At 74.7% G+C, this 13285-nt stretch carries 9 protein-coding genes; 7 read left to right on the plus strand and 2 right to left on the minus strand.

Translation table 11 applies throughout. The annotated features are described in order from the left end of the window. Positions 1 to 163: 163 nt before the first annotated feature. Both FHU37_RS11325 and FHU37_RS11330 read left to right on the plus strand, forming a co-directional pair. On the plus strand, positions 164 to 1795 hold the full coding sequence (locus tag FHU37_RS11325; protein ID WP_179814071.1) for a protein kinase domain-containing protein: 1632 nt from the start codon (positions 164 to 166) through the stop codon (positions 1793 to 1795). Between the two features lie 334 nt (positions 1796 to 2129). Continuing rightward, entirely contained in the window at positions 2130 to 4127 is a 1998-nt protein-coding gene (locus FHU37_RS11330) for a protein kinase domain-containing protein (RefSeq protein WP_179814072.1), read from the plus strand. Positions 4128 to 4232: 105 nt separating this feature from the next. On the opposite strand, the gene FHU37_RS11335 is transcribed toward FHU37_RS11330, so the two are convergent. Further along, the gene (locus tag FHU37_RS11335; RefSeq protein WP_179814073.1) at positions 4233 to 4949 is read right to left on the minus strand and encodes a response regulator; all 717 of its coding nucleotides are present in this window, start codon (positions 4947 to 4949) and stop codon (positions 4233 to 4235) included. 578 nt (positions 4950 to 5527) lie between these two features. Here FHU37_RS11335 and pdhA point away from each other — a divergent pair. The 4 genes from pdhA to FHU37_RS11355 all read left to right on the plus strand — a co-directional run bounded on the left by pdhA (position 5528) and on the right by FHU37_RS11355 (position 11285). Then, the gene (gene pdhA, locus FHU37_RS11340) at positions 5528 to 6727 is read left to right on the plus strand and encodes a pyruvate dehydrogenase (acetyl-transferring) E1 component subunit alpha (protein WP_179814074.1); all 1200 of its coding nucleotides are present in this window, start codon (positions 5528 to 5530) and stop codon (positions 6725 to 6727) included. Between the two features lies 1 nt (position 6728). Next, on the plus strand, positions 6729 to 7913 hold the full coding sequence (locus FHU37_RS11345) for an alpha-ketoacid dehydrogenase subunit beta (RefSeq protein ID WP_179814075.1): 1185 nt from the start codon (positions 6729 to 6731) through the stop codon (positions 7911 to 7913). Between the two features lie 67 nt (positions 7914 to 7980). After that, entirely contained in the window at positions 7981 to 9576 is a 1596-nt protein-coding gene (locus FHU37_RS11350) for a dihydrolipoamide acetyltransferase family protein (protein ID WP_179816194.1), read from the plus strand. Positions 9577 to 9740: 164 nt separating this feature from the next. Beyond that, a complete protein-coding gene (locus FHU37_RS11355; protein WP_179814076.1) occupies positions 9741 to 11285 on the plus strand; it encodes an MFS transporter in 1545 nt (514 codons plus the stop codon). Here the strand turns inward: FHU37_RS11355 and FHU37_RS11360 are convergent. After that, positions 11275 to 12078: a maleylpyruvate isomerase family mycothiol-dependent enzyme gene (locus FHU37_RS11360; protein ID WP_312892555.1), complete on the minus strand. Its 804-nt coding sequence runs from the start codon at positions 12076 to 12078 to the stop codon at positions 11275 to 11277. The two genes, FHU37_RS11355 and FHU37_RS11360, sit on opposite strands and share 11 nt — an antisense overlap. A gap of 224 nt (positions 12079 to 12302) precedes the next feature. Here FHU37_RS11360 and FHU37_RS11365 point away from each other — a divergent pair, with 224 nt between their 5' ends. Further along, entirely contained in the window at positions 12303 to 13106 is an 804-nt protein-coding gene (locus FHU37_RS11365) for a carbon-nitrogen family hydrolase (RefSeq protein WP_179814078.1), read from the plus strand. Positions 13107 to 13285: the final 179 nt, after the last annotated feature.

A 13285-nucleotide genomic window follows, 5' to 3' on the forward strand; every position in this document is an offset into this window, starting at 1 on the left:
GGTGAGTAGCCCGCATGAGTAGGACGCACCAGGCACCGGTCACAGGCCGGACACGATCACGCGCCGACCCCTCGATCCGGGGGGCCGCGAGTACCCAACCGCAGATGGCGCGCGCTACCGTCGGTCATCCACCAGGTGTTTCCCAGGGGGAGAGTAGAAGCAGATGGACGGCGGAGCGGACCTTCCCGGCCGCGACCAGCACGGCGGTGACGCCAGGGGCCGCTCCGTCGGCCACGGCCGATACCTGCTCCAGGACCTCCTCGGCCAGGGCGGCATGGCCTCCGTGCACCGGGCCCACGACACCGTCCTGGACCGCACGGTGGCGGTGAAGACGCTCCACACCGAGCTGGGCCGGGAGCAGTCCTTCCGGGAGCGGTTCCGGCGCGAGGCGCAGGCCGTCGCCCGGCTGAACCACTCCAACATCGTCTCGGTGTTCGACAGCGGCGAGGACGTCCTCGACGGCGCCAGCGTGCCGTTCATCGTCATGGAGTACGTCGAGGGCCGCTCGCTGCGCGAGGTGCTGGACGAGGCGGTGGCCACCTCCGGCGCGCTGTCCGTGGAGCGCGCCACCACCATCACCACGCACGTGCTGGCGGCCCTGGAGGCCAGCCACGAGTGCGGGCTGGTGCACCGCGACATCAAGCCGGGCAACGTCATGGTCACCGGCCGCGGCGAGGTCAAGGTCATGGACTTCGGCATCGCCCGCGCCCTCCAGTCCGGCGTGACCTCCATGACGCAGACCGGCATGGTCGTCGGCACCCCGCAGTACCTCTCCCCGGAACAGGCCCTCGGCCGCCAGGTGGACGCCCGCTCCGACCTGTACTCGGTCGGCTGCATGCTGTTCGAACTGCTGACCGGCCGCACCCCGTTCGACGGCGACTCGCCGCTGGCCGTGGCCTACCAGCACGTGCAGGCCCCGCCGCCGCGCCCGTCGGAGTTCAACCGCTCCGTGCCGCCCGGGGTGGACGCCCTGGTGGTGCGGGCCCTGGCCAAGGACCCGGCCGAGCGCTTCCCCAGCGCCGAGACGATGGCCCAGGAGATACGCCGGGTGATGTCCGGCGGCGGCGCCCCGGTCGGCGGGCCGGCCGGCCCCGCGACGCCCCCGCCCCCGCCCCCGGTCGGCACGGGCGCCGGGACCGGCGCGGGCGGCGGCTACGCCACCCCCCAGCCGCAGACGCCGTCCACCGCGGGCCCCGGTGGCTACCCCGGCCAGCCCTCCTACGGCCCGGCGACGCCCGCCCCCACCGCGACGCCCTACGGTCCGCGCCCCGGCGCCTCCACGCCCCCGCCCTACCCGACGGCGCCCCGGCCCGCCCCGGCGCCCACCCCGCCGCCCGGCTCCTTCACGCCGGCGCCCTCCCGCCCGGGCGGCAGCGGCGGGTCCACCGCGCTGATCGTGATCGGCGCCGTCGTCCTGGGCTTCTTCGCGCTGCTGCTGATCCTGATGGCGATCGGCATCAACACCAGCGACGACGCCAGCGGCTCTGGCGGCTCCTCCGGCGGATCGAGCAGCAGCTCGGGCTCCGCCGGCACCGACGCCCTCTCGCTGGACGCCGACGACCTGGACATCCTGTGCAGCCCGGAGGAGGAGGACGGCGAGGTGTACGTCCCGGCGGTCACGCTGATGACCATCGCGGACGCCCGCACCTGCGTCGAGAACGCCGGCCTCGTCCTGGACGAGCAGGTGGCCGAGGAGGAGTCCCTGTTCGACTCGGGTGACGTCATCGAACAGGACCCCGGCTCCTACGAACTGGTCGAGCCGGGCAGCACCGTCACCGTCTGGGTGGTTCCGTAGCCGCCGCGAATGACCTGGTCACAGCGTTCACGGCGGCTCCGTCGGCGACGGGTGCAGACCCCCCGCCCCGGTGGACCGGTCCGATGCCGGAGCCGAATCTTTAGTAGCGTTCGGCAATCGGCGTGCGCGCACCGTGCGTCGACGGGGCCTTGCAGCGCATGGGCCCGCCCACCGGAGGACCCCCCTCCGCGCTCCGGGCCGGTCGGGCCGCCCGCGCGGAGGACGGACAATCGTGGGCGGGGAGGATGGCACCGGCACGTCCAACGCGGCGTCGCGTCGGGCAGGAGGACGAGGACAGCGTGTACCAGCCGACCGGGAACGACGGCGAGGAGTGATGGCACAGACGCCGCAGGGAGACCCTGACCACGAGCGGACGCCGTACGGCGGCGCCACCGGGCCGGACGGCTCCGGCGAGACGGCCGGCACGGGCGGTAACGGCTCCGGCAACGGCCGGACGGGCACCGTGGGCGAGGGCCGCTACCAGTTGCAGCGCCGGCTCGGTCGCGGCGGCATGGCCGAGGTGTACGCCGCCGAGGACCTCCGGCTGGGCCGGATAGTCGCGGTGAAGATGCTCCGCGCCGACCTCGCCGAGGACGCGGTCGCCCGCGCCCGCTTCACCCGCGAGGCACAGGCCGTGGCCGGCCTGAACCACCACGCCGTGGTCGCCGTCTACGACACCGGCGAGGACATCGTCGACGGCGAGTCGGTGCCGTTCATAGTCATGGAGTGCGTCGAGGGACGCACCATCCGGGAACTCCTGCAGACCGCCGAGGCGCCGCCGGTGGAACAGGCGCTGCTGGTCGTCTCCGGGGTGCTGGACGCGCTCGGCTACAGCCACCGGCACGGCATCGTGCACCGGGACATCAAGCCGGCGAACGTGATCATCACCAACACCGGCGCGGTGAAGGTGATGGACTTCGGCATCGCCCGCGCCCTGCACGGCGCCTCCACCACCATGACGCAGACCGGCATGGTGATGGGCACCCCGCAGTACCTCTCCCCCGAGCAGGCCCTCGGCCGCGCCGTGGACGCCCGCTCCGACCTGTACGCCACCGGCTGCCTCCTCTACGAGCTGCTCACCGGCCGGCCGCCGTTCACCGGCGAGACCCCGCTGTCCGTCGTCTACCAGCACGTGCAGGACGACCCGGTGCCGCCCTCCGAGGTCACCGACCGGGTGCCGCCGCTGCTGGACGCGCTGACCCTGCGCGCCCTGGCCAAGGAGCCGGACGACCGCTTCCAGTCCGCCGAGGAGATGCGCGGCGAGCTCCAGCGCACCCTGCGGGCGCTGCGCGCCGGCGCCTGGACGGCCGAGGACGCCGGCTTCGCGGCCGGCGGGGCGGCGGCCGTGGCCGCCGCCGGCTACGCGGGCAACACCCCGCCGGACGGCACGCCCGTCGACGGCACCACGCCGATGCCCGACGACCCGGGCGCCACCGCGATCGCCCCGGCCGGCGCGGTCGGCGCCTACGGCACGGACCAGTACGGCGCCGCCGCCCAGTACCCGGGGGAGCAGTACCCCGACGGCCAGTACGGCGCCCAGGACGGCGGCGCGACCTACGGCACCGCGGCCTACGGCGCGGGCGGCGCCTACGCCGACGGCGGGGCGTACGGCTCCGGCGCCGGCGGGCCGGGCGGGCCCGGCGGCCCGCTGATCCCGCAGCGTCCCGGTGACGACGACGACGGCGTGCCCGGCGGCGGCTCCGGCGGCCGCTCCCCCTGGCTGTGGGTGGCGCTGCTGGTCGGCGCCATCGTCGCGGTGATGGTCGGCGTGCTGCTCGCCACCAACTCCGGCGGCGAGGGCGAGGGCACCGACCCGAACGGGACGCAGAGCCCCAGCCCGTCCGTCTCGCAGTCGGAGAGCTCCACGCCGTCCCCGTCCCAGGACGACGAGGAGGAGACCCCCTCGCAGGATCCCCCCTCCGGCAACACCGACGACAACTGGAACAACAACCCGCCGCCGGACAACGGCGGGTGGACCCCGCCGCAGGACACCTACTCGCCGGAGCCGTCCCCGGACCCGAGCGACTCCACGCCGTCCGCCGAACCGCCCACGGACCCCGCGACCACCCCGGGCGACGACAGCGAGGGCGGGACCACCGAGGGCGACACCACCGAGGGCGGGACCACCGAGGGCGACACCACCGAAGGCGGAACCACCGAGGGCGAGACCGCCGACGGCGGAACCAGCGACGGGGGCACCTCCGACGGCGGCGCCGACGAGGGCGCCACCACCGACGGCGGCACCAACGAGGGCAGCGGTGTGATCGCCGGCATGAGCGACGGCGGAACCAGCGAGGGCAGCAGCTCCTCGGAGGGGAACACCACCCCCTGACCGCCCACCGGTCACCTCCCCCACGCGGCACCACCGGGCGCCGCACCCCACGGGCAGCCGCGGGGTGCGGCGCCCGAGCCGTGCCGGGGGCCGGTCAGGGGCCGGTCAGGGCCCGTAGCGGCGGCGCTGCCCGGCCTGCCGCCGGGCCACGTAGGCGGCGGCCTGGGTGCGCCGCTCCATGCCCATCTTCGCCAGCAGGCTGGAGACGTAGTTCTTCACCGTCTTCTCCGCCAGGTGCAGGCGCGCGCCGATCTGCCGGTTGGTGAGCCCCTCGCCGATCAGCTCCAGGATCCGGTGCTCCTGCTCGGTCAGCTCCGCCACCCGGTCGTCCGCGCGCTCGCCGGACTCCACGCCGTGCCGCAGCCGCTCCATCACCCGGCCGGTCGCCACCGGATCCAGCAGCGAGTTGCCGGCCGCCACCTGGCGGACCGCGCTCAGCAGGTCCGTGCCGCGGATGTCCTTGAGCACGTAGCCGGCCGCACCTGCCATGATGGCGTCGAACAACGCCTCGTCGTCCGCGAAGGACGTCAGCATCAGGCACTGCACCTCGGGCAGCTGGGAGCGCACCTCCCGGCACACCTCCACCCCGTTGCCGTCCGGGAGGCGGACGTCCAGCACGGCCACGTCGGGTCTGGTGGCCGGCAGCCGGTTCAGCGCCTCGGCGGCCGTGCCGGCCTCGCCGACGACCTCGATGTCCGGCTCCCCGCAGAGCAGCTCGTGCACGCCCCGGCGGACCACCTCGTGGTCGTCCAGCAGGAAGACCCGGATCGCGGCGTCCTTCGCGTCCCTCGCGTTCTCGCTCACATGATCAGCGTGGCACATGGGGGGTGACCGCGCCGCGCGCACCCCACGGACCAAGATCGTCACGCACAGTGGCGAGATCGTGAGTGCGGGAGCGGCCCGGCGGCCTGCGGCGGAAGAATCGTAGGAAGGTCAGGCACTTTGTAGGAAGTCCCAGTTTCCCGGCTGCCGGACAACTTTCTTGATCCCGTTTTTGTGCGGGTCGTCCTAGAGAAGTGCACCCGGACGGTTGCAGAGTTCTTACGACGACACCGGTTGGCGGGCTAGCGTGGGATCCGTGTCCGGTTCCCCGACCGATCGGTGGACCCCGCGAGACCCGCGTGACCCTCGCCGGTACCCTTGCCCGGTCACGATCGGTCATCGGAACGAGCTCCGAAACGGCCGCCGCTACCGCGCCCACCCCGCGTGGCAACGACAGACCGCCTCGGGGGCGCGGCCACGCGCGACGGCGACGGAGCGGCAAGCCCCGGAGCCGGCGCCGCGTTCCCGCGTGACGCGCTGGCGGCTCGGCACGGGCAGACCGTCCGGCCGACGCCGGAAGGAGCCGTACCGCTGACCGGCGCAACCCGCCGGGCGGCCGGTGAGACCGAGGAGAGAACGTGACCGTCGACAGTGCAGCCGGGGCGCCGACGGCGCCTGCCCCTCACAGCGAGGGGGACCTCGTCCCCGAGGACTTCCCGAGCGTCCAGCCCCCGGGTGGCCACCCGGACTACGTGCAGCTGCTCACCCCCGAGGGGCGACGCGTCGAGCACCCGGGCTACTCCGTGGACCTCTCCCACGACGAGTACCGCTCGCTCTACCGCGACATGGTGCTGACCCGGCGCTTCGACGCCGAGGGCACCGCGCTCGCCCGCCAGGGCGAGCTGGCCCTGTGGGCCTCCCTCGCCGGCCAGGAGGCCGCCCAGATCGGCTCGGGCCGCGCCCTGCGCGCCGACGACCACGTCTTCCCGACCTACCGCGAGCACGGCGTGGCCTGGTGCCGCGGCATGGACCCGCTGAGCCTGTTCGGCCTCTTCCGCGGCGTCACCCACGGCGGCTGGGACCCGAAGGAACGCAACTTCCACCTCTACACCCTGGTGATCGGCGCGCAGACGCTGCACGCCACCGGCTACGCCATGGGCGTGGCCAAGGACGGCGCCGACTCGGCCGTCGTCGCCTACTTCGGCGACGGCGCGACCAGCCAGGGCGACGTGGCCGAGGCGTTCAACTTCGCCTCCGTCTACAACGCGCCGGTGGTGTTCTTCTGCCAGAACAACCACTACGCGATCTCCGAGTCGATCGAGCACCAGACCCGGGTCCCGCTGTTCCAGCGGGCCTCCGGCTACGGCTTCCCCGGCGTTCGGGTGGACGGCAACGACGTGCTGGCCTGCCTGGCCGTGACCAAGGCCGCCCTGGAGCACGCCCGCTCCGGCGGCGGCCCGGTGCTGGTGGAGGCCGTGACCTACCGGATGGGCCCGCACACCACCACCGACGACCCCACGCGCTACCGCACCTCCGCCGAGGAGGACGAGTGGCGGCGCAAGGACCCGATCGACCGCTACCGCACCTGGCTGCTGGACGCCGGCCTCGCCGACCAGGCGTTCTGCGACGAGGTGGACGCGGAGGCCGAGGAGCTGGCCCGCCGGGTGCGCGTCGGGGTGCGCCAGATGCCGGATCCGGAGCCCACCGCGATGTTCGACCACGTCCACGCCGAGGGCCACGCGCTCGTCGAGGAGCAGCGCGCCGGCTTCGTCGAGTACCACGCGGGCTTCGCCGACGCCACGCCCGCGACCGCCGCAGGTTCCGGAGAGGGCCGCTGAGATGACCGTCACCACCTCTTCGAACGCCGCCGAACCGGGCCTGGCGTCCCCCGCCGGCCCCGCCGCCGAGGGCCTTCCCGGCGCGGGCGCCACCGCGCCGGGCACCACCGCGCCGACCGCCCCGGGCGGTGACGGCACCGCCGCGCACCCGGGCACCGCCACCGGCGCCTCGGACGCCCCCGGCACCGTGGCCGAGGCGCCCGCCCCGGCGGTCCGCACCCTCACCCTGGCCAAGACCATCAACGAGAGCCTGCGGCGCGCGATGCGCGAGGACTCCCGGGTGGTGCTGATGGGCGAGGACGTCGGCCAGCTCGGCGGCGTCTTCCGGGTGACCGACGGGCTGCTGAAGGAGTTCGGCCCCGAGCGGGTGATGGACACCCCGCTCGCCGAGTCCGGCATCGTCGGCACCGCCATCGGCCTGGCCCTGCGCGGCTACCGCCCCGTGGTGGAGATCCAGTTCGACGGCTTCACCTACCCGGCCTTCGACCAGATCGTCTCCCAGCTGGCCAAGATGCCCAGCCGGTCGCACGGGCACGTCAAGCTGCCCGTCGTGCTGCGCATCCCGTTCGCCGGCGGCATCGGCTCCGTGGAGCACCACAGCGAGTCGCTGGAGGCGTACTTCGCGCACACCCCCGGCCTGAAGGTGCTCACGCCGGCCAACCACGCGGACGCCTACTGGATGCTCCAGCAGGCGATCCGCTCCGACGACCCGGTGATCTTCCTGGAGCCCAAGCGGCGCTACTGGGACAAGGCGGAGCTGGACACCACCGCCGAGCCGGTGCCGATGACCGGCGCCCGGGTGGTCACCACCGGCACCGACTGCACGCTGGTCGCCTACGGCCCGATGGTGAAGCTGTGCCTGGAGTCGGCCGCCGCCGCGGCCGAGGAGGGCCGCAGCCTGGAGGTCGTCGACCTGAGGTCCGTCTCGCCGCTGGACGTGGAGACCGTGGCCGCCTCGGTGCGCCGCACCGGCCGGCTGGTCGTGGTGCACGAGGCCAACACCTTCGTCGGCCTCGGCGCGGAGATCGCCGCGGCCGTCACCGAGCGCTGCTTCTACTCGTTGGAGGCCCCGGTGCTCCGGGTGGGCGGCTACCACACGCCCTACCCCCCGGCCCGGCTCGAAGGGCAGTACCTGCCGAACCTGGACCGAGTACTGGACGCGGTCGACCGCGCCCTGGCCTTCTAGAGGAGCGTGTGCCGTGGCCGCTACAGACAACGCCGGAACGCTCACGCAGCGGTTCCGGGAGTTCCGCATGCCCGACGTCGGCGAGGGGCTGACCGAGGCGGAGATCCTCAAGTGGCTGGTCAAGCCGGGTGACGCGGTGACCGACGGCCAGGTGGTCTGCGAGGTGGAGACCGCCAAGGCCGCCGTCGAACTGCCGATCCCCTTCGACGGCGTGGTGCACGACGTCCACGTCCCCGAGGGCAGCACGGTCGACGTCGGCGCCGCCATCATCACGGTGGACACCGACCCCGGCGCGGAGGGCGGGGCACCGCCGCGGCAGGGCGGGGCCGCCGCCGAGGCCGCCGCGCCCGCGCCCGCCGCACCCGCGCCCGCCAACGGGGCGGCGCACCCCGCCGCCGACAGCGGCGCCGCGGAGCGCAACCCGGTGCTGGTCGGCTACGGCCCGACCGCCGTCGGCACGCGCCGCCGCCCCCGCCGCCCGGCCGCCGCCCCGAGCGCCCCGAGCGCGCCGGTGGCCCCCGCCGCGCCGGCCGCCGTGGCTCCGGCCCCTGCGCCGGCTCCCGCGCCGACACCGGCTCCGGCCGCCGGCCGGCCGGCTCCGGCCCACGCCGCGCCCCGGCAGCCGGCTCCGGCCCAGCCGACGACGGAGCAGCCGCCGGCCGCCGCGCACACCCACCCCACCGGCCCCTCGGACAGCCAGTCCCGGCCGCTGGCCAAGCCGCCGGTGCGCAAGCTGGCCCGTGACCTCGGCATCGACCTGTGGGACGTGGCGCCGACCGGCCGAGGCGGCGTCATCACCCGTGAGGACGTCCAGGCGCACGCCGCCCGGGCCGCCGAGGAGACGGCCGGGGCCACTGCCCGGGCCGCCGAGGAGACGGCCGCCGGCCCGTCCCCGGCCGAGGCCGCCCCGGAGGCCGTGCCGGCCCCGGCCGGTGGCCGCGCGGAGCGCCGCGAGCGCCGGGAGCCGATCCGCGGGGTGCGCAAGGCGACCGCGCAGGCGATGGTGGCCAGCGCCTTCACCGCCCCGCACGTCACCGAGTTCGTCGAGGTCGACGTCACCCGGACCATGAAGCTGGTCCAGGAGCTGCGCGAGGAGCCGAGCCTGGCCGGGCTGCGGATCACCCCGCTGCTCATGGTCGCCCGGGCGCTGCTGCTGGCGATCCGTCGGCACCCGGAGATCAACGCCTCCTGGGACGAGGACAACCAGGAGATCGTGTTCAAGGAGTACGTCAACCTCGGCATCGCGGCGGCCACCCCGCGCGGCCTGCTGGTGCCGAACATCAAGGACGCCGACCGCATGACGCTGCCCGAGCTGGCGGTGGCGCTGGAGGAGCTGATCGGCACGGCGCGGGCCGGCCGTACCACGCCGCAGGACATGTCCGGCGGCACGGTCACCATCACCAACGTCGGGGTGTTCGGCATCGACGCGGGAACGCCGCTGCTGAACCCGGGTGAGGCCGCGATCCTGGCGTTCGGCGCCGTCCGGGAGAAGCCCTGGGTGGTCAAGGACCGGAACGGGAACTCCCGGATCAAGCCGCGTCAGGTCACCACGCTGGCGCTCTCCTTCGACCACCGGATGGTGGACGGGGAGCTGGGCTCCCTGGTGCTGGCGGACGTCGCGGCCATCCTGGAGCGGCCGAAGCTGCTGATGGCCTGGGCCTGACCGCCGCCCCGGCGGACGGATCGGATCCGGTGCACACACGGTCAGGAGGCGTCCGTTCAGGGCGCCTCCTGACCGTCGTGGCGTCATGATCGAACACATCTCACACCTACCGGAAGACGCGTTCCGTTCTGCGGGAAAGGTGTGCTGTATACGATGGACATACCATGCCTGCCGCCTCAGCCTCCGGTCCGTCCCCCACGACTCCCTCTGATTCGGCCACCCCCCTCCCCACCCCCTCCGCCCCCGCTCCCGCCTCCCCCGCGCCCGCGCTGGCCTGGGGCATCTGGGCGATCGGGGCGCTCGGCTACGCCGTGGCCGTGCTGCACCGCAGCAGCCTCAGCGTGGCCGGCATCGCCGCGGCGGAACGTTTCGACATCGGCGCGTCCGCGCTCACCGCCTTCACCGTCATCCAGGTGCTGGTGTACGCCGCGCTCCAGATACCCGTCGGCATCCTGGTCGACCGCTTCGGCCCGCGCCGGCTGCTGGCCACCGGCCTGGTCACCATGCTCGCCGGGCAGGCGCTGTTCGCCTTCAGCGCCGACTTCCCCACCGCCGTCTCCGCCCGCGTGCTGATCGGGGCCGGCGACGCCACCATGTTCGTGAGCGTGCTCCGGCTGGTCGCCGCCTGGTTCCCCTCCCGCCAGGTCCCGCTGGTCACCCAGCTCACCGCCATCGTCGGCATGCTGGGCGCGATGGCCGGCGCCACCCCGCTCGGCTTCCTGCTGAATCGTTACGGCTGGACGTGGGCCTTCGCCACCGTGGCCGGCACGGCGGCGCTGGTGCTGCTCCCGGTCGCGCTCGTGCTGCGCAACACCCCCGCGCCACGCCCCTCCCGCGCCGAGCGGCCCTCCCGCGCCGACCGGCGCGCCGACCGCCGGGCGGGCCGGGCCGGTGCCCCCGGCGTCCGGGCCATGCTGGTCGACGGCTGGCGCGAGCCGGGCACCCGGCTCGGCCTGTGGACCCACTTCACCACCCAGTTCCCCGGCAACGTCTTCCAGCTGCTGTGGGGCTACCCGTTCCTGGTGCAGGGCCAGCACCTCTCCCCGGGCACGGCCAGCGGCCTGGTCACCCTCCAGATCGGGGTCAGCGTGCTGGTCGGCCCGCTGCTCGGCCGGGCGATATCCGGCCGCGAACGGGTCCGGCTGCCGCTCGCGCTCACCGTGATCGGGGCCACCGCGGCGGTCTGGGCGGTCGTCCTGGCCTGGCCCGGCGGGCGCGCACCGCTGTGGCTGCTGGTGGTGCTGGTGGCCGTGATGGGCGCCAACGGCCCGGCCTCCATGCTCGGCCTGGACTTCGCCCGCACCTACAACCCGGGCCACCGCCTCGGCACCGTCTCCGGCATCGTCAACGTGGGCGGCTTCACCGCCTCGATGCTGCTCCTGCTGAGCATCGGCTGGCTGCTCGACGCCGTCTCCGACGGCACCGGCTACGACACCGGCGACTTCCGGATCGCCATGTGCGCCCAGTTCGTCCTGGTCCTGCTGGGGGTCACGCAGATGGTGCGGATGCACCGCAAGGCCACCCGCCGCACGCTCCCGCCGTCCGACTCCGCCTCCGCCTCCGGCCCGGGTTCCGCCCCGGTTTGCGCCCCGGGGCGCGGCTCCGCCGCCGGCGTCCGCTGGCGCGTGGGCTCCCGCCCGGACGCACGACCGGACACCCCCGCGGACGCCCAGGCGGACTCCCGCCCGCCGTCCCGGGTCAGCGGGTGACGGCGAAACCCCCCAGCACCTGGCGGGCCAGCGCCTCGTCCCCCTCCACCTTCACGTCCGCCGCCGCCGGGCGGATCCGACCGCAGGCCAGCCGGGCGAACAGCTCCCAGTCGAAGGTGAGCTGTGCGTCCGGCGCCAGCGGCACCTGCTCCTGAAGCCGGCCGACGCCGTCCTCCACCCGCACCGTGCGCAGGAACTCCACCGGGCCCTGCACGTCCAGCACCACCGTGGCGCCGTCCGCCACCCGCCCGGCGATCGCCCCGGCCAACCCCGCCAGGAGCACGTCACGGGCGATCAGCGCGGCCGGGGAGTCCAGGTTCGCCGGCACCCGCACCGCCCGGCGGACGTCCTGCTCGTGCACCCACACGTCGAAGGCCCGCATCCGCAGCAGCTCGCCCAGCGGCCGGGCGCCCCACGGCGTGGCCACCACGTCGTCGTCGCCCCGCCGCTCCGCCTCGATGGCCCGCTGCCGCCGGCGCAGCGTCTCCTCCAGCTCCGCCAGCATCTCCGGCCCGGTGTGGCAGCGCCGCACGTCCACCTGCACCTCGTTGCGCCGGCCGTGCTCGTCCCGGACGTGCGCCAGGTCCGTGGGCAGCGCGTGGATCGGGCGCGGATCGCCCAGCAGCTCCCGCTCCATGCCGATCACGTGCGAGATGACGTCCCGCACCGACCACCCGGGGCACTCGGTGGCGACGTTCCAGCCGCGGTTGGTGAGCAGGCGGGCGAGGTCGAGCAGCGACGTGAGGGACTGCTGCCAGGCGCCGGCGGAGCGCCGGAATATCTGATCTTCCACCACGGAATTCGAGGACCCCTCGGAGAGCGGCCTCGCGGCGGTCGGCGCGCGCGGCGAGGCCGGCGGTCGGCTGGTGAGCTGTCAGGGCGGTATCCGTTACGCTGCCCGGAACGGGCCCGGGCAACGGTTCGGCAGTCCGATCGTATGTCCGCGACAGGTCCCGGCGACAGTCCCGCCGGGCACGGAGTGTGGCGGATCGGCGGCCAACAGGAGGCTGATGCGCGATGCGGGTGACGCTCGCTCAGGTCGACGTCGACCGCCACGAGCCGGTCGCGGACCGCCGCCGGCGCGTCGCCGACCTGGTGCGGGGCCGCGGCGGGGACGACCTGGTGGTGCTCCCCGAGCTCTGGACGACCGGAGCGTTCGCCTCCCCTGCCTGGCGCGAACACGCCGAACCGGTCCCGGACGGCCCCACCTCCGCCGCGCTGGCCGAGGCCGCCCGCGCGGCCGGCGTGTGGCTGCACGGCGGCAGCGTCCCCGAGCTCGGCACGGACGGCGCCCTGTACAACACCACCCTGCTGTTCTCCCCCTCCGCCGCCGACCCCGCCCCGCTGCGCACCTACCGCAAGATCCACCGCTTCGGCTTCGACCGCGGCGAGGCCGCCCTGATGTCCGCCGGCACCGAGGTCGTCACCGTCGACCTCCCGCGGGCCAGGCTGGGCGTGGCCACCTGCTACGACCTGCGCTTCCCGGAGCTCTTCCGGCTGCTCACCGCCGCCGGCGCCCAGCTCGTGGCGGTCTGCGCCGGCTGGCCCGCCAGCCGCGCCGAGCACTGGCGGGTGCTGGCCCGCGCCCGTGCCATCGAGAACCAGGTGTACGTCCTGGCCTGCGGCTCGGCCGGCAGCCACTACGGCGTCCGGCAGACCGGGCACTCCATGGTCGTCGACCCCTGGGGCGAGGTCGTGGCCGAGGCCGGCGAGGGGGAGGAACTGCTGACCGTCGAGATCGACCTCGAACGGGTCGCCGAGGTCCGCCGCACCTTCCCGGTCCTCCGCGACCGCGTCCTCGGCCTGCCCACCCCCGAGTAGCCCCCGGCCCGCCCGCCGCACCGGCGCCCCCGCCCGGTCCGTCGGCGCCACAACGCCCCGGACTTCCTCGCCGCGCACCCCCGCATCCGGCCGTGAGCCATTCCACATCGCCCCCGCGGGGAAGGAGAACCGCAGGTCACGGCAGTACCCAGGTCGTCACAGCGGGGCCCCACAAAATA

It is taken from the genome of Allostreptomyces psammosilenae (assembly GCF_013407765.1).
GTDB classification, from domain to species: Bacteria; Actinomycetota; Actinomycetes; order Streptomycetales; family Streptomycetaceae; genus Allostreptomyces; species Allostreptomyces psammosilenae.